This is a genomic window from Rhizobium sp. ZW T2_16, from assembly GCF_044987325.1.
In the GTDB taxonomy this organism is placed as follows: domain Bacteria; phylum Pseudomonadota; class Alphaproteobacteria; order Rhizobiales; family Rhizobiaceae; genus Neorhizobium; species Neorhizobium cellulosilyticum.
In genome coordinates this window covers 502,057-521,902 of the sequence record NZ_JBJDRG010000002.1, presented here as the reverse complement: position 1 = coordinate 521,902, position 19,846 = coordinate 502,057, and the positions used below count along the sequence as shown (strand labels likewise).

Below are 19,846 nucleotides of genomic sequence, written 5' to 3'. Positions count from 1 at the left end.
AGGCGTATCGTCGCGACGCGTGGGCGTCAACAACGCGACATTGTGTCCAGTGAGCGGAATGAGGCGGATAAGGACACCATAGATCGAGAAAAATTTACCAATCAACTTTAGAATGCATCAGAGTTGCAGGAATAAAATCATATTCGCGGGACAAGTCAGGAGGATACCATGGCCCCATTGATGGACGGGACCAACACGCAAGAACCGGCGGGCCTGCGCCGTGTCTTTGAAAAATTCACGATTGATCGGCCGGGTAAGATCGTGCTCGTCGAACACCATTTAAGCACTAAGACGAGTATTCGCTGCCTGATCCGTACGATCTCTCTGCAGGGAGCCGAGCTTGAGGTCACCCCGCACATTCCGGTGCCGTCTCATTTCTTCCTCGCCATCCTGGGCATACGCGACGAGATCGGCTGCACGGTCATGGCGCGCGAAGAGGAGAAGGTGACGGTCGGCTTCAACATGCTGATCAACCCCGAATTCCTCCACCATGTCATTCGGCTGAGCTTCGAGACGAGCCACTGAGTCGGAATACGGAGTTGGTGCCGCAGGCGGTTCCGGCAAAAATCAGCGCCGCGCTCGGCGCCATCCAGCCGCTTGGGCATCCGCCTCGGAGCAGAACCAGCGCTCACCATATTGAGCGCTGATCCTGGTTTCATCGTAATATTCCTGGCCGGGCACATGATAAATGCGCTCACCGGAGTTGATCGAGATATTGCCCTTGATCCGGCATGAGGTGCCGATATTCGCCTCGACGTAACGGGGAATGCCCGGAAGCAGCGTATGCCCGCCCGTGGCGAGGAAACTCGCGGTCGCGGCTCCAAGAACAATCAGCACGAATTTGCTCATACCACGAAGATGGGCGGAAAAGATTGATTGCTCGCTTCAGCAATTCCTAAAATTGCATATTCCGGATCACAAAACCTCAGGATGCATCGAGGTGTCCGGCATTCCGCGAATCGTCGTCCGGAAGGCTGCCGGTCAAACTCCTACCCTTGCACAGCAGCGAAAGCTTTCTATTGTGTCTCGGCTTTCAACCGGACTTATCCCACATGCCTGCATTTTCTCGTTTTACTCCACTGATCAATTCACTGCCCTCGACCGTGCCCTTTGTCGGCCCGGAAGCGCTGGAGCGAAAGAGCGGTGCGGTCGTCAAGGCGCGCATCGGCGCCAATGAAAACGGCTTCGGCCCGGCGCCATCCGTAATTGCAGCCATGACGGAAGCCGCGACGGGCATCTGGAAATATGCCGATCCGGAAAATTTCGACCTCAAGGCGGCGCTTGCTGCCCATCTCAACTGCAAGCCGGAAAATCTGGCGATCGGCGAAGGGGTCGACAGCCTTCTCGGCCAGATCGTGCGGCTCGTCATCGACCCGGCAGCGGCAACGCCTATGCCGGTGGTGAATTCCTTCGGCGGTTATCCGACCTTCAATTTCCACGTCGCCGGTTTTGGTGGCCGACTGGTCACCACGCCTTACGTGAACGACCGGGAAGACCTGAACGGGCTGCTCGACGCCGTGCGCCGGGAAAATGCGCCGCTGGTCTATTTCGCCAATCCGGACAATCCGATGGGCAGCTGGTGGGAGGCCGATGAGGTCGTGGCCTTTGCAAAGGCACTGCCGGAAACCACGCTTCTCGTGCTCGACGAGGCCTATTGCGAAACGGCACCGGCAAGCTCGACGCCGTCGATCGAGGCGTTGATCGACATGCCGAACGTCATCCGCACGCGCACGTTCTCGAAGGCTTATGGAATGGCTGGCGCACGCGTCGGTTACGCGATCACGACAGAAGGCACTGCGAAAGCGTTCGACAAGATCCGCAACCATTTCGGCATGAACAGGATAGCCGTTGCAGGCGCAATCGCGGCCCTGAAAGACACGGGCTATCTCAAGCAAGTCGTCGGCAACATCAAGGCATCGCGCGAGCGCATTGGAGCGATCGCGGCCGCCAACGGTCTCAAGGCGCTGCCTTCGGCCACCAATTTCGTCGCGATCGATTGCGGACGCGATGCGGCTTACGCCCGCGCGATTGTCGATGGACTTTTGGGCCACGGCGTCTTCATTCGCATGCCGGGTGTCGAGCCTCTCAACCGCTGCATCCGCATCAGCGCCGGAAAAGAGCCCGACATGGCGCTTCTGGAGGCCGCGTTGCCTCAGGTTTTGAAATCGCTCTGAGCTGAATAGGAACCAGGCAAAACCGCGCCGGCCTTGTCTCTGCCGGTCGCGGTTTGATTACGAAAAGCCGGATAAGTGCAGGCTCTTCTGCGAAGTGGTTCTGCTCAGTGCACCGTCATCCATTCGCGGGCGGCGCGCAATGCTTCCGCAAGCTGCATCTTCGTCAACTGCGGGGTCAGATCGGCACGCAGTTCGGCGGCGCGGTCGGAGCCCTTGATGGCGGCAATGTTCAGCCATTTGTGGGCGGACACGAGGTCGATTTCGACCCCGCGGCCCGTTGCATACATCAGGCCCATATCGCAGAAGACTTCTGCGCGGGCATCGCCACCCATGGTGGCCATTTCAGTCATCGAAATTTCAAAGCGTGCCATCGGTTTTGATCCCTGTTTAAGACCTTGTTTCTTCTTCTGCCCTGTTCATCATTCCCTTCCGGACCACCGTCTTATGCGGCTTTGTTAATCCATCAGGGTGGCGGTTTTTCCCGCTCGTTTGATGAGACCAATATGATCCCAAGGTTCGAAAATCCGACTAAAAAGAATGCTTAACTTGCGGAAAACAAAGTTCAAATGCTTCGTAAATTTGAGTTTTCGTTAAGCACTACAATGCCTGCACGTTAAGGGTTTTCGGCTTTCGTTTACGAAACGTTAGGATTTCGATCGAAACTCTTTGTTAACCATGTTTTCCGCTTCCGTTTCAGGAAAGAGAAAGTCGCCCGCCACCCAGTCAGCTGAAAACATCTGAAAAACGGGCCTACTACCAGCACTCCGCAACTTTACCTTTACGTACTGGTAAGCTAATTTAGACACGGGGCGTCGATTGCTGGAGGGCTGTCGAACGCCGCAATAACGAGGATCTGAGGAGGGATCTCATGCTGAAGACTTTTGCCGCGGCGGCGGCATTGCTGGTGAGTGCTGCGGCGGGCCACGCCGCGGAGCCGATCGAGGGCAACTGGAAGACCCAGAGTGGCGCGACCGCCGAGATCGGCAAATGCGGATCGGCTTATTGCGTAACGCTGAGAACCGGCAAACATGCCGGCAAGCAGATCGGAAAAATGTCCGGCACCGGCGACGAATATTCCGGCGAGATCACCGACCCAGAAAACGACAAGACCTATAGCGGCTCCGGCTCCGTTGCCGGCAATACGCTGAAGATGAAGGGCTGCGTGCTGAAGGTTCTGTGCAAGTCGCAGACATGGACGCGGCTCTAACCTTAATCCCCCGATACGAAGCCGGCTGTCACAGCCGGCTTTTTTCTACCCGGAATCTGGAGCCCGGCCCGTTAATCACCCTGAACGCCAGATGAAAAGGGCTCTCAGCCTTCATACAGCCGGTCGCCATTATTCTGCCCTCATTCAGCCAGGAACCGATCGGAACCTGACATTACGGGAGCAGGATCATGATGACCATTGCACGCCGCCTGACCATCGTCACCTTGATGATGACGATCTTCGCATTGTCCTTTGCCGCACTTGCCGTGCAACCGTCCAAGCGACCGTTGGGCTTCAACATCAACACGGGCAGCCTGTGTGTCTACTCCAACAGCGGCGAATGCGTTGCCACGCTTTGAAGAGGCACAATCAAGCTAAAAAGTGGGACGATGATCGCCGTTTGATTGTCATGGAGTTCTCCTTATAATGGCTCATGAACACACGAATCTCTCCCTTTTCTCCGCTTTCCTACATCAGCCCGAGCGCGGTGGAACCGCAGGCTTTCGACAATGCCGAGGCGGCTGTCGATGCCCTGACCGCGCTTTATGAGCGTAATACGAAATTCCTGATCGACAGTTTTGGCGCGCTGGCCAAGAGCGGCACGATGACCGGCCGTTATCGCGCCTTCTATCCGCAGGTCTCGATCGAAACGACCTCGTTCGGCCATGCCGATTCGCGGCTTTCCTACGGCCATGTCGCGGCCCCCGGCATCTACACGACGACCGTGACGCGGCCAAAACTGTTCCGCCATTACCTGATCGAACAGCTGGATCTGTTGATGCGCAATCACGGCATTCCCGTCACCGTGTCGGAATCGACTACGCCCATCCCGCTGCATTTCGCATTCGGCGAAGGCGCTCATGTGGAAGCTTCGGCCGGTCACGCGATGGCCGATATACCGATGCGCGACCTGTTCGACACGCCGGATCTCACCAATACCGATGATCTGATCGCCAATGGCGAATATGAAGCTCCGGCGGGAGAACCGGCGCCGCTTGCACCGTTTACCGCACAGCGCATCGATTATTCTCTGGCTCGCCTCAGCCACTATACGGCCACGGGTGCCGAGCATTTCCAGAACTTCGTGCTGTTCACCAACTACCAGTTCTATATCGACGAATTTGCCGCCTGGGCCCGCAAGCTGATGGCCGAGGGTGGCGGTGGCTACACGGCCTTCGTCGAACCGGGCAATGTCATCACGCTTGCCGGCAAGGATACGCCGGAGACGACGCCGATTACCCGCATGCCGCAGATGCCGGCCTACCACCTGAAGAAGGACGACCATTCCGGCATCACGCTGGTCAATATCGGCGTCGGCCCTTCGAACGCCAAGACCGCCACCGATCATATCGCCGTGCTGCGGCCGCATGCCTGGTTGATGGTTGGCCATTGCGCCGGGCTTCGCAACAGCCAGCGTCTCGGTGACTATGTGCTTGCCCATGCCTATGTGCGCGAGGACCATGTGCTGGACGACGACCTGCCGGTGTGGGTGCCGATCCCGGCGCTGGCGGAAGTTCAGCAGGCGCTGGAAAGCGCCGTCGAGGAAGTGACCGGTTATGAAGGTTTCGAGCTGAAGCGGATCATGCGCACAGGCACGGTCGCGACGATCGACAACCGCAACTGGGAACTGCGCGACCAGCGCGGGCCGGTGAAGCGGCTGTCCCAGTCGCGCGCTATCGCACTCGATATGGAATCGGCGACAATCGCGGCCAACGGCTTCCGTTTCCGCGTGCCATACGGAACGCTGCTTTGCGTTTCCGACCGTCCGCTGCATGGCGAACTGAAACTGCCGGGCATGGCGACCGCCTTCTATCGCACACAGGTCAGCCAGCATCTGCAGATCGGCATCCGCGCCGTGCAGAAGCTCGCCGCCATGCCGACCGAAACGCTGCATTCCCGTAAGCTCAGAAGCTTCTACGAGACGGCGTTCCAGTAATAATTCCAGCCACCATGCCCATGGTGTATGATTTCAAAATTCATACACCATGGGGTCAGCATGCGCGCCAATATCGAATTGGATGACGACCTTATCGCCGAGGCCATGGAACTTGGGGGCTTGCCTACCAAGAAGGCCGCAGTTGATCAGGCGCGGAGAGATTTCGTGCGGATCAAGAGGCAATTGCGCGCGATCGACAATCTCGAGGGTATCGGCTGGGAATGCGACCTTGACGCCTCAAGAGAGAATTCCGTTAGATATTCGAGCTGGGGCTTTCAGGAGGGCGAATGATCGTCGCGGATAGCTCCGTCTGGATATCGCTCTTTCGAAAAGATGATGCCGAGGTTGCCTCCACGCTCAGATCACTCATACCGCGCGGAGTTGTCCTGCTCGGCGACGTCATCCTGAAGGAAGTGCTTCAGGGGGCACGGGATAGTCATCAGGCCCGCTGGATAGAACAGCACCTCAGGGATTTCCCCATCCCGCAGATGTTATCCGGCGAACTGGCAATCAAGGCAGCGTCAAACTACAGGACCCCGCGCGCCCGCGGCTTCACGACAAGCAAGGCGCCCGATCTCATCATCGGAACCTATTGCATAGAAAACGGATATACTCAGCTACAGCGAGACAAGGACTACTTGCCGATGGCCGAACACCTCGGGCTAAAATTAGCCTGATCCCTTTACCCCTTCCCTCTCGCAGCAAACAGCGACAGCGCCGTGCCGATCAGCGAAGAGACGATGACGAGCAGGTGGGTGTTGACAGCAGCCTGAGCGAGGTCTTCGAAAGCAGGCCCCGAGGCTGCTGCGCCGAAGGCGACGGCACCGGCGCTGATGCCGGCGGGATAGGTTCCGACACCGGCGGGCGCATGGACCGGCAGGACGGAGGACAGTTCCCCGCCGAGCGCGCCGCCGAAACCGGGTGCCATCGAAACGCCGCCGAGCAGGCCAAGCACCCAGGCAAGGACTGCGATCTTGGTGAACCAGTTGATCAGCGTTGCGCCCCAGGCCCTCGCAAAGGCTGCGGCATCGACGGGAAGGCCTGCTTCGACTTCGGCAAGCAATCTTTCCGCCTTTGCCGGCAGTACCCTTGCAGCAAACCGAATGCCGATGCCGCGCAGGACAAAACCTGCGACCGGCAGGACAAGGAAGCCGAACCAGAGCGCCCAGGCCCATGACGAATGATGCTGCAGGACCAGTCCGATGCCGGCTGCAGCAAGCAGAGCATGAAGATCGAAAAGCCGCATAACGAAAAGAGCGGCGGTGCTTCTTGCCAGCGACAGATCGAATTCGCGTTTCATCAGCAGCGGAAAGCTTGCCTCGCCCGAACGGAAGGGCAGCATGATGTTCAAAAGATTGTGCACCTGGGTGAGGCGCAGCAGCGTTCCGAAGCGGCCGCCGGTCTCTGTCGGAAAATAATCATAGATACGCCAGGTGCGCAGGACATAGGTGCCAAGCAGTGCGGCAAGCGCGAGAAAAGCCGAACCGAGGCCGGCACTTTTCCATAGAGCCAGCACGGTCGCCCAGCCCCAAACCCACTGTATGAAGATTGCATAAAGCGCGACGGTCGCCAGCGTCAGCAGCGTCATGGCGTTACGAATTATCCACGCTCTCTGGCTGGCAACGGAATAATTCTTCATATAGTAAGTGGCCCCAATGCGATAAATTCGGGTCTATGCGACGATGCTGCGCCATGGCGCGCCGCCCGTATAAGCCCGCACTTCTAGGAGAAACACACGGTGGGTACAACAGCAGAGTCGGTCACCCGCCTCATCGAGACGACCAGCCCGGTCGAACTGTCGCTGGTCGTGCCGCTTTTCAATGAAGAGGAAAGCGTCAAGCCCCTGATCGAGCGGATCGTGACGTCGATGGCCGGTTATGCAGCCTCATGGGAGCTGATCCTGGTCGATGACGGCAGCACGGATGCCACGATCGCCAATGCCCGAACTGCGCTCAATCGCCCCGGCCTCGACCTGAAGATCGTTGCTTTGCAGCGCAATTTCGGCCAGACGGCCGCCATGCAGGCAGGCATCAACCAGGCTGAGGGCCGGCTTATCGCCACGCTCGATGGAGACCTGCAGAACGATCCAAAGGACATCCCTGCGATGGTCGCTGAACTTGAGCGCCGTGAACTCGATCTGCTCGTCGGCTGGCGCCAAAACCGCCAGGACGGCCTGCTTTTGCGCAAGGTTCCATCCTTCATCGCCAATCGGCTGATAGGCCGCATCACCGGCGTGCGCCTCCACGATTACGGCTGCTCGCTGAAGATCTACCGTTCGACGGTCATCAAGCAGGTGAAGCTGATGGGCGAAATGCACCGTTTCATCCCTGCCTGGGTCGCCGGTGTCGTACCGAGCTCGCGCATCGGCGAAATGCCGGTAACGCACCACGCCCGCCAGCACGGTGTATCAAAATACGGCATTTCCCGGACGTTCCGGGTTATTCTTGACCTCCTGTCGGTGATGTTTTTCATGCGCTTCAAGGCGCGGCCGGGACATTTCTTCGGTTCGCTCGGCCTTGGCCTCGGCGCGATCTCGGCACTGATCCTGTTCTACCTGTTCATAGACAAGTTCATCATGGGCAACGACATCGGCACGCGACCGCTGTTCCTGATCGGCGTGATGCTGTTCCTCTCGTCCGTACAGATGATCACGACAGGTATTATCGCGGAAATGATAGCTCGCACCTACTACCGCGAGGATAGCGCCCTCAGCTACATCGTCAGGGAAGTCTATCAGGCTGATGCACCGGCCGTGTGATATCCTAACCCGGAAACCGGAGCGTGTTCTTTGGCTGATTGCGGCCTATTGCCTGGCCGCAATCGTGCTGAGGGTATTGCGGACCGAAGGCCTGCAAGCGGACGAGTCCGAGCAGATCTTCATGTCGCAATTTCTGCTCCTGGGCTACGGGCGACAGCCGCCGTTCTACAACTGGCTTCAGTACGGCGTAATCCATCTGATCGGTCCCTCGGTTCTGGCGCTGACACTGCTGAAGAACAGCCTCCTGTTTCTCTCCTGTGTATTTATCGGTCTTGCGGTCAGGCAGGTCAGTGACCGGAAAGATGTCGTGGCGGCGGCCATGCTTGGCGTGCTGGCCCTTCCAGCGGTCTCGGTTCTGTCTCAGCGTGATCTCAGTCATGCGGTGGCGTTGCTTTTCTGCGTCTCCCTGTTTCTCTACGGCTTCATCGGCGCGCTGAAACAGCCCACGCTCTGGCGATATGCGCTGACGGGGTTTGCAATAGGCATCGGGGTGATCTCGAAATACAATTTCGTAGTCGTTCCGATCGCAGCAATTCTCGCTATTCTGCCTGATCCGGACCTGCGCCGCCGCCTGTTCGACCGTAGGCTGATCGCAACCATCCTGGTTGCGGGGCTCATCTGCATGCCGCATGCACTCTGGTTCCTCAACAACATCGACGCGGCCACCACCGATACGATCGACGAGATGCGCGATGGTCCTTCGGGGAATTTCATCGCCGATCGCCTGGAAGGCCTGATTTCGCTGGTCACCTCAGCCGTAGAGGGCGCACTTCCACTCATCATTTTCATGGCAATTGCCTTTGGTCGTGAGATCTGGGCCGGCAGGCGGGCGGGAACGGTCTGGACGCGTGCGATCGGCCGGATGTTTCTGCTCTGTCTTTTGATTGTCGGCCTGATTTCCTTTGTTATGGGGGCGACGAAGATCAGCCAGAAATGGTTGTCACCCTTTCTGCTGCTCCTGCCGGTTTATCTCTGCCTGAAGATCGAAGCCGCAGGCGGCTTCGATCGACATCCCCATGCGGTCGCAGTTCTGGCTGTGCCAACATCGATACTGATGTTTGGTTTCCTGCTCTACCTGACAGCCGGCAATTTGCTTGGGCCACTCCACGGCAAATACCAGAAGGACAGTTTTCCTTCGGTGCCTTTCGTTCGCCAAGTGCTGGCGGAGGCGGATACCCCGCTGGACTTCATCGTGGCAGACGGCATGACGCTAGCCGCAGCGGCACGGGTCAACGCCCCACAAGCCGGAGTAGCACAACCCGGATTTGCCCGTTCCAGAACGTTCATCTCTCCGCAAAACCGCGGACTGGTGATCTGGAATAGCGCCAATGGGCCGGACCTGCCTCCCGCACTTGGAGAGTTTCTTCGCTCCAACGGCATTGACACCGCCGCACTCATCACCAAAACGATGGCGGTTGCCTACCCGTTCTCGGGCGGGCGCGACACGGAACAATTCAACTACGCTTGGACCGCAGATCCGTCAGGTCAAAACTGACGAGCCGTCAAGGCAGAATGCCGGAGACAAATTTGCCGAAGATTTCCTCACCGACACAGGCGTATGCCGCACCAGCTTTTTCCGACCGGCTCGGTAGCGGGCAAACTCTTGCTCTGGTGCTTGCCGCCTATTTCGTTATCCAGGTCATCGTGCGCTTCGTGCTTCCGCACGGGCTGGAACTCGACGAGTCCGAGCAGGTCTATCTGTCGCAATGGCTGCTTGCCGGCTATGGCGCGCAACCGCCCTTCTATAACTGGCTGCAGCACGGCGCGATCCAGATTTTCGGCATCTCGATCATCACTCTCTCGGGCATGAAGGCGCTGATGCTCTTCCTGTCCTACATCTTCTGTTATCTCGCTGCACGGCAGGTGCTGGAAGACAAGCGGCTGGCGGTCGTTGCCGCACTCGGGCTTCTCACCATTCCGCAGGTATCCTTCGAGGCGCAGCGCGACCTTTCACATACGGTCGCTGCCATTTTCGGCGCATGCCTGTTTCTTTTTACCCTGCTGAGGGTCATTTCCCGGCCAACGCTCGAGGCCTTCCTGCTGTTCGGCATTGCCATCGGCATCGGTGGCATCACGAAATACAATTTTGCCGTCCTGCCGGTTGCCGCCGGACTTGCCGTGCTGATGGACCGCGACATCCGCCGTACGATGCTTTCTTGGAAGCTGATACCCGCCGGTGTCCTGGCTCTGGCGATCGTCGCACCGCATGCGCTATGGCTTGTCGACAATTTCAGCGATGCGAGCCAGAGCACGCTCAAGAAACTCGGCGGTGACGATGCAGGGCTGATCGGCGGGATTGCCAGCGGCCTCGGCTCACTGACGATCGGCTTTTTCAGTTTCACAGCCCTTACGCTGATCATCTTTGCAGCCGTCTATCGCGAGCACCTGAAAGCCATCTTTAGCGCTCATAGTCGCTGGACGCGGCTTGTCGGCCGCATTCTCGTGCTCTCGCTTGCGCTGATCGTGCTGATGATCCTGTTTGCCGGTTTCGAGAACGTGCGTGATCGCTGGCTGACGCCACTTCTGCTCGCCACACCGCTCTATCTCGCGCTGAAGGTGGATGCAGCAAAAATCCCGGTCGAGGTGAGTTTCAAGCGGCTCTGGGGCGTGGCGATCGTGATCATGGTGCTGATCCCGGCGGCGCTGGCGCTTCGCGCCAATATGGGCCGCATCAACGGCAATTACGGCTATGTGAACATTCCATTCGCGGCTCTTTCAAAGACCGTGGCGGAAAAGGCCGCAGGCGCCGATACGGTCGTCGTCGCCTCGGACAGGCAGCTTGCCGGCAACCTGCATTTCAGCCTGCCCGAACAGCCGGTTGCCGTGGAACCGCCGCCGCCGGGACTGAAAAACCGGCCGCTTGCAGATTTCGACCGGGTCGTTTTCGTCTGGCGCACGAAGGATGGCAGCATGCCGGTCGCCTTCGACAAGGAGTTCTCCGGATATCTGCTTGAACAAGGGATCACCACCGCACCGCAGGATGTCGCGATCGTCGGCTACCCCTATCAATGGGGCCGGCCGATGGACCAGTACCGCTTCGGTTATGCGGTGATGGATCTGCCGCGTTAAAATCTATTCCTTCACCGTATGGCGCAGATGATCGAGTGCTTGGCCCAGCTTCTCGATCACCTCGTCAATCTCCGATCGCGTGATCGTCAGCGCCGGCGAGGCCAGCATGCGGTCGCCGGTGGCGCGCATGATCAGACCGTTCTCGACGCAGTGATTGCGCACCAGCGTGCCGATGTCGTCGGGCTTTGCGTAGCGGCGGCGGGTAGATTTATCGGCCGCCAGCTGAAGCCCGCCGATCAGGCCGATGCTTTCCGCCTGGCCGACGACCTGGTGATCCTCGAGGCTTTTCCAGGCGGAGGCGAAATACGGGCCGATATCGTCGCGCACCCGCCCGACCAGCCCCTCCTCCTCGATGATGCGAAGGTTTTCCAGCGCGGCTGCTGCGGCAACCGGATGACCGGAATATGTATAGCCGTGGGCGAAATCGCCGAATTCGCTGATCATTACCTCAGCCACACGGTCCGATACCAGCACGCCGCCGATCGGCAGATAACCGGAGGAGAGGCCCTTGGCGATCGGTGCGAGATCCGGCTCGACGCCGAAATGCTGGTAGCCGAACCATGAGCCGAGACGGCCGAAACCGCAGATAACTTCATCTGAGATCAGGAGGATGTTGCGGGCCTTGCAGATGCGGGCGATTTCCGGCCAGTAGGTGTCGGGCGGGATGATGACACCGCCTGCCCCCTGGATCGGTTCGGCGACGAAGGCGGCGACGCGATCTTCGCCCAGTTCATCTATCTTGGCGTCGAGTTCGCGGGCCATTTTCAGGCCGAATTCGGCAGGCGTCAGATCGCCGCCTTCGGCATACCAATAAGGTTGGCCGATGTGGTGGACGCCTTCGATCGGCAGGTTGCCCTGTTCGTGCATGTGCTTCATGCCACCGAGCGAGGCGCCGGCGACGGTGGAGCCGTGATAGGCGTTCTTGCGGGCGATGACCTGCGTCTTTTCCGGCTTGCCGAGCGCCTTCCAGTAGACGCGGGAGATGCGGAACCATGTGTCGGTCGCTTCCGAGCCGGAATTGGTGAAAAAGACGTGGTTCATCCTTCCACCGGTCTTCGAAGCGATCTTCTGTGCAAGCAGCGTCGCCGGCGGCGTCGTGGTGCCGAAGAAGGTGTTGTAATAGGGCAGTTCCTGCATCTGCCTGTAGGCTGCCTCCGCGATCGACTTGCGGCCGTAACCGACATTGACGCACCACAGCCCGGCAAAGGCATCGAGATATTTCTTCCCCGTGGAATCGTAGATATGGACGCCCTCGGCGCGTTCGATGATGCGCGTGCCTTTGGCGTTCAGTTCCTTCATGTCCGAGAAGGGGTGGATGTGGTGGGCGGCATCGATGGCTTGAAGATTGGAAATGCCAGGATTGGAAATGGCCGGCTTGTCGTTCATCGCGTCGCTCTCCTGAAGATTGTGCGGTCAATTCTTATCGGCTACGAACGAGGTTCCGCAACCTTAGAGATGATGCTTCATGACCGATCGCATTGAGCCCCATACCGAAATCCTGCTCGTCGGCATGAACGGGGATCTGCGCGGCAAACGCATTCCGAAATCGAAGGAAAAGAAGGTGTGGGACGGGCTTGTTCGGCTGCCCTCCTCCACCCAGTCGCTCGACATATGGGGCGACGACAATGACGATATTACCGGCCTGTCGCTGACGATCGGCGACCCCGACGGGCAGTGCGTTCCAGACCCGCGCAGTGCGGCGCCGATGCCATGGGGGCCTGAAGGCTCGACACAGGTTCTGGCCACCATGCACGAGATGGATGGCTCTCCGAGCTTCATGGACCCGCGCGCCATTCTCGCCAACCTGCTGAAGCGTTTCGAGGAACGCGGGCTGACACCGGTGGTGGCGACCGAACTTGAATTTTACGTGATGCAGGACGACTGGCGTGAGACCGGCCGCCCTCGCCCGCCTGAAAAGCTGATGTACCGAGACCAGCCGAACGGGTTCCAGCTCTATGACATGAGCGCCGTCGACGCGCTTGACGAGTACCTGCAGACGGTGCGCCACTGGGCCAAGCTGCAGGATATTCCCGCTGACGCGACGACAGCCGAATTCGGCCCCGGCCAGTTCGAGATCAATCTCCTGCACCGGGCGGACGCGCTCGCCGCCGCCGATGACTGCATCTATCTCAAGCGCATTGCCGAACAGGCTGCGCGCAAGTTCGGCATGAAATCCACCTGCATGGCCAAGCCGTATGGCGATCAGGCAGGCTCCGGCCTGCATGTGCATGCCAGCATCATCGACCGCGACGGCAACAACATTCTGGATGCCAAGGGCGGTGATCCGGTGAAGCTGAAGTCGGTGACGGCAGGCATGCTCAAGACGATGCGCGATGCACAGCTGATCTTTGCTCCCTTTGCCAACTCCTATCGCCGTTTCCAGCCGGGGTCATTTGCGCCGGTCGATATCGACTGGGGTTTCGGGCATCGCGGCACGGCGGTGCGAATTCCCGACGCCAATGGGCCGGCTGCACGCGTGGAGCACCGGGTCGCAGGCGCCGACGCCAACCCCTATCTGCTGCTCACGGCCATTTTAGGCGGCATGCTGGCGGGACTGGACGAGGTGCTCGATCCCGGTCCGGCAACAGAACCCGGTCAGGAACCGCCCGAAGGCACGAAGCGGCTGACTCATGATTTTCTGACCGCCGTAGAGGATTTCTCTGCCTCGCCCTTCATTAGCGATGTGTTCGGCGAGCGTTACCGTAAGCTCTATGGCGACACGAAGCGCAAGGAGGCGATCACCTATCTGCGCACGGTCAGCGACTTCGATTACCAGACCTATCTGCCGAGGATTTGACCCGGCAGCAGGTAAGGAATGCGCACAAGGCAGCGTTAGTCTTTGCGCATATACCTATTATTGCTCGCCCATCCTGACAAACAGCAAGAATACGACCAGTCTTTAATCGTTTCATTCAGCCCTCGTTAAAATTCAGACCTCTAATCACATCACCATATTTGATTGGTTTGAGGGCGGCGCATGCGCGTTATTCTAGTGAAATCGATACTGATCGGAATATTGGCGACGCTTGCCTCGCTTGGGCTGTCTTTTGCGATCGTGCCGCATCTCGGTGGGCAGGTGGCCGGCGCCGGACTGATCATGACGATCGTCTGCCCCTTCGTGATCTCCATTCCCGCCTCGATCCTGCATCTGTGGCAGTCCGACCGGATCAGGCGCGCCAAGGCGGAGACGACGGAGGCTCTGGAAAAGCTCGCAGTCGCCTATGAAGACTTAAAGCAGCTTGCTCGCCATGACGGGTTGACCGGCCTGCTCAACCGCACGTCATTTCTCGATGAGTTGGCCTCCCTCAGCCGGCAGGGAGTGACGGGCGGACTGATGTTTCTCGATCTCGACCACTTCAAGTCGATCAACGACCGGTACGGGCACGCCACCGGCGACGAGGCACTGCGCCTGACGGGCAAGCTGCTGGCTGCCCACCGGATGGAACAGCACGACATTTCCGGCCGGCTGGGCGGGGAGGAATTCGCGCTTTTCCAGGTGGGGCTGACGTCGAAGGCGCTGGCACGGCGCTGCGAGGATGTCCGGCAGGCGATACAGGCGATCGACCTGCGCTCCTCATCCGGCGCCCGTATTCCGCTCTCGGCCAGTATCGGAGCGCTGATGTGCAGCCCCGGATTCGATCCGGACGATTGCCTGAAAGGGGCCGACGAGTATCTCTACCAGGCAAAGTCACGCGGGCGAAACCAGGCTGTCGCGTCGATATAGGCTTCGCAAAAGTCCCCATTCGCGCCGGGCCATCTTGCTGATATAAATCGCAGGTACGGATTGTCGCACCGGTCTGTACGGAAGGCGACAGCGTCGTTGAGGACGTTGGCCATGGACATGATATTCGCATTCCTCCGCACCACATTCGCCGCCATCGTCGTGACGATCGCCCTTGGCGGTTCTGCCATGGCGGATGACGCGCCACTGAAGATCATCGTCCATCCCGGCCAGAGCGATGCCGATGTCGAGCAGATCCTCGATTTCGCGGCACGAAGCGGCAGGCCTGTGGCGATCGAGGTCGGACAGGCGACGACGGTTTCACCCGGGACTGCGATACCTATTCCGGCAGCGGTAGCAGGCAATACCGGCACAACGCCCGCGACATTCTCGCAAGTCACATCCACCCAAGCTGTATCCCAGGCACCCGCATCTTCGCCACCTGCGGCACTGGCACCTGCCGCAGCCGCACCAGCACCCGCGCCTGCCCCCATGACACCGACGCCCGAAATGATGGCGACAGACATGGGTATGGCGAAGTGGAGCCAGTTTTCCGCCGCCTTCATGCGCGGCGCGACGACAGCTCTCTCCGGCGTCGGCAGCCTGCCCACGGCGATGGTGATGGCAGACGAGAAGCTGACCGAGGAAGGCAGCAGCCATGGCCGGGTCCTGCTTCTTGCGCTCTCGACGATCGCAGCCGCGGCCACCGCGACACTCATTCTGCGGCGGCTGATTGCGGCTGCATTCACGCGGGAAGTGCCGCAGGGCGGACGAATGACCGGGATCATCGGTCAAAGCCTGAGGCGAATGATCGGGGATCTCGCCTCGGTGGCGTTTTTCCTTGTCGCCACACGCTTTGTGTTTGATCTGCTCGGACCGCAAGGGGAAGCAACGACCCGCATGGTGAGGAGCATCGTGACGGCCATTATCGTGGCGTCGCTCTATGTCTCGCTTGCGCGGCTGCTGTTCAAGAAAAACCACGGCGGGCGCAGCCTGGTGCCGATCAACAGGCCGGAATGGCATTTCCGCATATTGGTGACCTACGGCCTGATCAGCGCGGCGATTGCCGAAATGGCAAGGCTTGCAGGCGCTATCGGGATAGACAGCCTGATTATCGACGGCTGGTTCCTGACCGGCAATACGCTGCTGACACTGTTGAAGCTCTACTGGTTCATCGGTGGGCGCAACGATATTCGCGACGCCTTCATCAGCGACAATCCAGGCATTGTACGCCGGGTTGCCGGAAATCTTCTGCCGGAATTTTACGTCGTGACGGCGCTGGCGCTGTGGCTGATCTGTGTGCTGTTTGCCGGAACGCCGAACAGCGCCCGCTGGATCTTCGCCGCCGGCACGACGCAGATGGCCCTGCTGGCACTGCCGATCCTTGCACTCGGCGCACATGCGCTGGTCGATGATTTTACGCGGCACCATGAGCGGGTGCGAGGTGCTGGTCTTGGTTCTTCACTTCTCGCAAGCCTCAGGGTGCTCTGCGCGGGTGCCGTGTGGATCGGCGGGTTGCATCTGATCACCGCCATATGGTCGCCGTTCATGGGCGGACAGGCGGCGGACGCGACGGGCTGGATTCTCTGGCTCGAAAGACTGAGCTTTGCGATCGTGGCAAGCTGGGCTGTGGCGAGTTTCATCTGGCACTATTCGGAAGCGCTTGCCCCTTCGCCGGCCATCATGCTGCCGGGACATGAGGACCAGAACGAGAAGCGCCAGACCAGCAGGCTCTCGACGGCGATGCCCGTCGTGCGCAATCTGGCGCTCGGAGCGGTGCTTGCCGTCGGTGCGCTGGTCATATTGAGCGCTCTCGGGGTCAATGTGGCGCCGCTTCTTGCAGGCTTCGGCGTGCTGGGCCTGGCGCTCTCCTTCGGCTCGCAGGCACTGGTAAAGGATATCGTGTCTGGCATCTTCTTCATCGCCGAGGACGCATTCCGCATTGGCGAATATATCAGCACCGGCAGCCAGCAGGGCACGGTGGAACAGATCGCCATCCGCTCGGTCAGGCTGCGCCACCATAACGGGCCGATCCATACAGTGCCCTTCGGCCAGATCAGCTCTGTCAGCAATTACAGCCGTGACTGGGGCACGATCAAATTCCAGCTGAAGTTCGAGCGGGAGAGCGATCCCGAACTGATCCGCAAGACAGCCAAGAAGGTCGGCATCGCCATGCTGGACGATCCCGAATTCGGAGCGGATTTCCTAGTCCCCCTGAAGATGCAGGGCATTCAGGACATTACCGAAACGTCGATCGTGGTGCGCTTCAAGTTCACCTCGCTGCCGGGCAATCCGAGCATTATCAAGCGCGAGGCGATCAAGCGGCTGATTTCCGCCTGCAAGGCTGCGGGGCTGGAATTTGCGTCCAATGCCGTTACGGTGAAATCACGCGGTGAGATGCATGACGATGCGGCGGCTGCGACCATGCTTCAGCCGCTGGCACCGGTCGCATCGTCTGCATGAGTCCTATCAGATGCCGCTGCCCTGCTGTTCGGCGACTTCCTTCTGCGGGATATGGTCGACGAGGACCTTCAACTCGCCGGCATGGATCTTGAGCAGGATATCGCGATCCATCGGCAGGAGTTCGCCATCGATGACGCAGCGGACATCCTTGCGGTGGCGGGGGAAATGCAGTTCCAGCTCGGTCACGGTCATCGCCGTCACCGCTTCATTGTCTTTCAGCCGGCCGCGCAGGATATCGAGCGTGAGCTTTGCGACACCGGCAGGCGTCAGCGGATCGGCAATGTAGAACCCAAGATGGCCGCGGGTGACATCATCGGCATACATCAGCGCGTCGCTGCCGAATTCATTATTCGATACCGAGATCGCCGAAACCCGGCGCACACCAGTCTTGCCCTCGGCATTGAACTCGACCTCGAATTCCGGCGGGTTCAGCATCACACCGATCGCGGCACGGGCGCTGGCGCGGATTTTTCCCAGACGAGAGGCATAGCTCATCGAGTTGCGGTAGCGCACCATGCGGGCATGCAGCCCGGCGGAGAACTGGTGGACAAAGCTCCTGCCATTGGCGCTGGCGATATCGACATTGCGCACATCCGAATGGGAGAGAACATCGATGGCATCCCAGATATCCAGCGGGATCTTCAGCGAACGGGCAAACAGGTTCATGGTGCCGGCCGGCACGATGCCGAGCGCGATGCCGCTCTTCCAGGCGATCGAGGATGCGGCGGAAATGGTGCCATCACCGCCGCCGGCGATCAGGCCGTCAACTCCGTTCAAGGCTGCGGCCTTCTCCATCGTCTCGACAACCTTGTCGCCGGACACGACATGGCACTCGATCTCATGCCCCGCTCCTTCGAACGCCCGCAGGGCATGGGCGCAATAGGCGTCCATGTCGGTGGTTCGGAAGGTGCCGCCATCGCGGTTGAACACTGCATAAAGGTTCATGAACTATCCGGTTTGAAATTTGAGGCGGCGAGACAACGGGTGGATCAGGAAATGGTTGCGGGACGCGGTCTTATCAAGAGCGCCGCGTTGATAGATGAGCAGAAGATATGTCGATCGCATGTGAAAATTTGACGAAATACAATGTTCATCTACCGCACTGCACAATGACATGGTAAGCTGATATCCGCGGGCGGATTTGCGGCCGCAACGGCCAATCGGGCGGGACGGTTCCTGCCTGTCCCATTCTTCAAGACGATCCGACATCATGACCGACAGCGTACATTCCATGGATGCCGCACGCGCTGCATCCAGCCATCAGACCCTTTCTCCCCTCGCGGTGCTGCTTATAACCTTCGCCCTTGCAGTGGGTGGCTTCGGCATCGGTACCGGCGAATTCGTCATCATGGGGCTGTTGCCGGACGTGGCGAAGACCTTCGATGTCAGCATTCCGATGGCAGGCTATGTCATCAGCGCCTATGCGCTGGGCGTCGTCGTCGGTGCGCCGATCATCGCGGTGCTTTCGGCACGGGTGCCGCGCCGCACGTTGCTGCTCTGGCTGATGGGCGTATTTGCGGCGGGCAATATCCTGTCCGCCATGGCGCCCGACTTCTGGAGCTTTACCTTCCTGCGCTTCCTGACCGGCCTGCCGCACGGCGCCTATTTTGGCGTCGCTTCGCTGGTGGCAGCGTCGATGGTGCCGCCGAACAAGCGCGCACGCGCCGTCGGCCGGGTCATGCTGGGCCTCACCATCGCGACGCTCCTAGGCACGCCGCTTGCCACGTTCATGGGCCAGCTTCTTTCCTGGCGCGCCGCTTTCTATCTGGTCGGCGGCATCGGCGCCCTGACGGTCGCGCTGGTCTGGTATTTCAAGCCGAAGGATAAGGTGCAGGAAGGTGCGAGCATCCTGCGCGAACTCAGCGCATTCGCCAAACCGCAGGTGTGGCTGACGCTCGGCGTCGCAGCCGTCGGCTTTGGCGGCATGTTCTCGGTGTTCAGCTACATCGCCTCGACGACGACCGAGACGGCCGGCCTGTCGGCGAGCATGGTTGCCGTAGTGCTGGCGCTGTTCGGCATCGGCATGAATGTCGGCAATATCGTCGGCTCACGGCTCGCCGATATCTCGCTGAAGGGTACGATCGGCGGTTCAATGGTGTTCTACATCATCGTCATGCTGATCTTCGCCAATTTCGCGCAATATCCGATCGTGCTCTATATCACCGTCTTCCTTGTTGGCTGCGGTTTTGCACCCGCGCCTGCACTGCAGACACGCCTTATGGATGTGGCCGCCGATGCGCAGACGCTCGCCGCTGCCTCCAACCACTCGGCCTTCAACATCGCCAATGCACTCGGTGCGGCCCTCGGTGGTCTCGTGATCTCCTGGGGCTGGGGTTTTGCGGCAACCGGTTATGTCGGCGTATTGTTCTCGCTGCTCGGGCTCGGCGTATTCTCCGTCTCGATCTGGCTCGAACGCAAGACCGGTCACGCCTGAGATCTGCCACCACAGGATTTGATAGGGGCCGTACCGAGTGCGGCCCATCGCTCCTTGCGCCACGCCCAAGTCCGCGCCATCTCT

At 59.6% G+C, this 19,846-nt stretch carries 19 protein-coding genes; 14 read left to right on the top strand and 5 right to left on the bottom strand.

Annotated elements, in window-relative coordinates; translation table 11 throughout:
- Positions 1-168 precede the first annotated feature (168 nt).
- Positions 169-525 carry a hypothetical protein gene (locus ACI3K0_RS08095; RefSeq protein ID WP_246435909.1) on the top strand — a complete coding sequence of 119 codons (357 nt, stop codon included), beginning with the start codon at positions 169-171 and terminating at the stop codon, positions 523-525.
- 42 nt (positions 526-567) lie between these two features.
- Here ACI3K0_RS08095 and ACI3K0_RS08090 read toward each other — a convergent pair whose 3' ends face one another.
- Positions 568-849, bottom strand: a complete 282-nt coding sequence (locus ACI3K0_RS08090) for a hypothetical protein (protein WP_148145491.1) — start codon at positions 847-849, stop codon at positions 568-570.
- A gap of 203 nt (positions 850-1,052) precedes the next feature.
- Between ACI3K0_RS08090 and ACI3K0_RS08085 the strand changes: the two genes are divergently transcribed.
- Complete coding sequence (locus ACI3K0_RS08085) at positions 1,053-2,174, top strand: pyridoxal phosphate-dependent aminotransferase (protein WP_404945233.1); 1,122 nt, start codon at positions 1,053-1,055, stop codon at positions 2,172-2,174.
- 104 nt (positions 2,175-2,278) lie between these two features.
- Here ACI3K0_RS08085 and ACI3K0_RS08080 read toward each other — a convergent pair whose 3' ends face one another.
- Complete coding sequence (locus ACI3K0_RS08080; RefSeq protein WP_148145493.1) at positions 2,279-2,545, bottom strand: sel1 repeat family protein; 267 nt, start codon at positions 2,543-2,545, stop codon at positions 2,279-2,281.
- A gap of 497 nt (positions 2,546-3,042) precedes the next feature.
- On the opposite strand from ACI3K0_RS08080, the gene ACI3K0_RS08075 reads away from it, so the two are divergent.
- From ACI3K0_RS08075 to ACI3K0_RS08055, 5 genes are all read left to right on the top strand, one after another.
- Positions 3,043-3,381, top strand: coding sequence for a DUF2147 domain-containing protein (locus ACI3K0_RS08075; RefSeq protein ID WP_183822510.1), 339 nt, complete (start codon positions 3,043-3,045; stop codon positions 3,379-3,381).
- Between the two features lie 188 nt (positions 3,382-3,569).
- Positions 3,570-3,740: a hypothetical protein gene (locus ACI3K0_RS08070; protein ID WP_183685008.1), complete on the top strand. Its 171-nt coding sequence runs from the start codon at positions 3,570-3,572 to the stop codon at positions 3,738-3,740.
- A 74-nt stretch (positions 3,741-3,814) separates the two neighbouring features.
- The gene (locus tag ACI3K0_RS08065) at positions 3,815-5,317 is read left to right on the top strand and encodes an AMP nucleosidase (protein WP_183822512.1); all 1,503 of its coding nucleotides are present in this window, start codon (positions 3,815-3,817) and stop codon (positions 5,315-5,317) included.
- A 60-nt stretch (positions 5,318-5,377) separates the two neighbouring features.
- The gene (locus ACI3K0_RS08060; protein ID WP_183822514.1) at positions 5,378-5,608 is read left to right on the top strand and encodes a type II toxin-antitoxin system VapB family antitoxin; all 231 of its coding nucleotides are present in this window, start codon (positions 5,378-5,380) and stop codon (positions 5,606-5,608) included.
- On the top strand, positions 5,605-5,994 hold the full coding sequence (locus ACI3K0_RS08055) for a PIN domain nuclease (protein WP_183822516.1): 390 nt from the start codon (positions 5,605-5,607) through the stop codon (positions 5,992-5,994). The genes ACI3K0_RS08060 and ACI3K0_RS08055 overlap by 4 nt, the downstream gene beginning before the upstream one ends.
- Before the next feature lie 5 nt (positions 5,995-5,999).
- Here ACI3K0_RS08055 and ACI3K0_RS08050 read toward each other — a convergent pair whose 3' ends face one another.
- Entirely contained in the window at positions 6,000-6,956 is a 957-nt protein-coding gene (locus ACI3K0_RS08050; RefSeq protein ID WP_404945232.1) for a lysylphosphatidylglycerol synthase domain-containing protein, read from the bottom strand.
- A 99-nt stretch (positions 6,957-7,055) separates the two neighbouring features.
- On the opposite strand from ACI3K0_RS08050, the gene ACI3K0_RS08045 reads away from it, so the two are divergent.
- From ACI3K0_RS08045 to ACI3K0_RS08035, 3 genes are all read left to right on the top strand, one after another.
- The gene (locus tag ACI3K0_RS08045) at positions 7,056-8,075 is read left to right on the top strand and encodes a glycosyltransferase family 2 protein (RefSeq protein ID WP_183822528.1); all 1,020 of its coding nucleotides are present in this window, start codon (positions 7,056-7,058) and stop codon (positions 8,073-8,075) included.
- Between the two features lie 121 nt (positions 8,076-8,196).
- A complete protein-coding gene (locus tag ACI3K0_RS08040; protein ID WP_404945231.1) occupies positions 8,197-9,570 on the top strand; it encodes an ArnT family glycosyltransferase in 1,374 nt (457 codons plus the stop codon).
- Positions 9,571-9,602: 32 nt separating this feature from the next.
- Positions 9,603-11,144, top strand: coding sequence for an ArnT family glycosyltransferase (locus ACI3K0_RS08035; protein WP_404945230.1), 1,542 nt, complete (start codon positions 9,603-9,605; stop codon positions 11,142-11,144).
- Between the two features lie 3 nt (positions 11,145-11,147).
- Here ACI3K0_RS08035 and ACI3K0_RS08030 read toward each other — a convergent pair whose 3' ends face one another.
- On the bottom strand, positions 11,148-12,530 hold the full coding sequence (locus tag ACI3K0_RS08030) for an aspartate aminotransferase family protein (protein ID WP_404945229.1): 1,383 nt from the start codon (positions 12,528-12,530) through the stop codon (positions 11,148-11,150).
- 79 nt (positions 12,531-12,609) lie between these two features.
- Here ACI3K0_RS08030 and ACI3K0_RS08025 point away from each other — a divergent pair, with 79 nt between their 5' ends.
- From ACI3K0_RS08025 to ACI3K0_RS08015, 3 genes are all read left to right on the top strand, one after another.
- The gene (locus ACI3K0_RS08025; protein WP_183822536.1) at positions 12,610-13,941 is read left to right on the top strand and encodes a glutamine synthetase family protein; all 1,332 of its coding nucleotides are present in this window, start codon (positions 12,610-12,612) and stop codon (positions 13,939-13,941) included.
- Positions 13,942-14,121: 180 nt separating this feature from the next.
- Complete coding sequence (locus ACI3K0_RS08020) at positions 14,122-14,868, top strand: GGDEF domain-containing protein (RefSeq protein ID WP_183822538.1); 747 nt, start codon at positions 14,122-14,124, stop codon at positions 14,866-14,868.
- Positions 14,869-14,979: 111 nt separating this feature from the next.
- Complete coding sequence (locus ACI3K0_RS08015) at positions 14,980-17,328, top strand: mechanosensitive ion channel family protein (protein ID WP_183822540.1); 2,349 nt, start codon at positions 14,980-14,982, stop codon at positions 17,326-17,328.
- A gap of 6 nt (positions 17,329-17,334) precedes the next feature.
- Here ACI3K0_RS08015 and ACI3K0_RS08010 read toward each other — a convergent pair whose 3' ends face one another.
- Positions 17,335-18,273 carry a diacylglycerol/lipid kinase family protein gene (locus ACI3K0_RS08010; RefSeq protein WP_404945228.1) on the bottom strand — a complete coding sequence of 313 codons (939 nt, stop codon included), beginning with the start codon at positions 18,271-18,273 and terminating at the stop codon, positions 17,335-17,337.
- Between the two features lie 265 nt (positions 18,274-18,538).
- Here ACI3K0_RS08010 and ACI3K0_RS08005 point away from each other — a divergent pair, with 265 nt between their 5' ends.
- Positions 18,539-19,762: an MFS transporter gene (locus ACI3K0_RS08005; protein WP_183822545.1), complete on the top strand. Its 1,224-nt coding sequence runs from the start codon at positions 18,539-18,541 to the stop codon at positions 19,760-19,762.
- The last annotated feature ends 84 nt before the right edge of the window (positions 19,763-19,846 follow it).

Coding starts and splice junctions, on each gene's coding strand:
- ACI3K0_RS08095 (WP_246435909.1), top strand. CDS start 169: ATGGCCCCATTGATGGACGGGACCAACACGCAAGAACCGGCGGGCCTG.
- ACI3K0_RS08020 (WP_183822538.1), top strand. CDS start 14,122: ATGCGCGTTATTCTAGTGAAATCGATACTGATCGGAATATTGGCGACG.
- ACI3K0_RS08005 (WP_183822545.1), top strand. CDS start 18,539: ATGACCGACAGCGTACATTCCATGGATGCCGCACGCGCTGCATCCAGC.
- ACI3K0_RS08025 (WP_183822536.1), top strand. CDS start 12,610: ATGACCGATCGCATTGAGCCCCATACCGAAATCCTGCTCGTCGGCATG.
- ACI3K0_RS08050 (WP_404945232.1), bottom strand. CDS start 6,956: ATGAAGAATTATTCCGTTGCCAGCCAGAGAGCGTGGATAATTCGTAAC.
- ACI3K0_RS08070 (WP_183685008.1), top strand. CDS start 3,570: ATGATGACCATTGCACGCCGCCTGACCATCGTCACCTTGATGATGACG.
- ACI3K0_RS08080 (WP_148145493.1), bottom strand. CDS start 2,545: ATGGCACGCTTTGAAATTTCGATGACTGAAATGGCCACCATGGGTGGC.
- ACI3K0_RS08030 (WP_404945229.1), bottom strand. CDS start 12,530: ATGAACGACAAGCCGGCCATTTCCAATCCTGGCATTTCCAATCTTCAA.
- ACI3K0_RS08085 (WP_404945233.1), top strand. CDS start 1,053: ATGCCTGCATTTTCTCGTTTTACTCCACTGATCAATTCACTGCCCTCG.
- ACI3K0_RS08015 (WP_183822540.1), top strand. CDS start 14,980: ATGGACATGATATTCGCATTCCTCCGCACCACATTCGCCGCCATCGTC.
- ACI3K0_RS08090 (WP_148145491.1), bottom strand. CDS start 849: ATGAGCAAATTCGTGCTGATTGTTCTTGGAGCCGCGACCGCGAGTTTC.
- ACI3K0_RS08060 (WP_183822514.1), top strand. CDS start 5,378: ATGCGCGCCAATATCGAATTGGATGACGACCTTATCGCCGAGGCCATG.
- ACI3K0_RS08065 (WP_183822512.1), top strand. CDS start 3,815: ATGAACACACGAATCTCTCCCTTTTCTCCGCTTTCCTACATCAGCCCG.
- ACI3K0_RS08055 (WP_183822516.1), top strand. CDS start 5,605: ATGATCGTCGCGGATAGCTCCGTCTGGATATCGCTCTTTCGAAAAGAT.
- ACI3K0_RS08010 (WP_404945228.1), bottom strand. CDS start 18,273: ATGAACCTTTATGCAGTGTTCAACCGCGATGGCGGCACCTTCCGAACC.
- ACI3K0_RS08075 (WP_183822510.1), top strand. CDS start 3,043: ATGCTGAAGACTTTTGCCGCGGCGGCGGCATTGCTGGTGAGTGCTGCG.
- ACI3K0_RS08040 (WP_404945231.1), top strand. CDS start 8,197: ATGTCGCAATTTCTGCTCCTGGGCTACGGGCGACAGCCGCCGTTCTAC.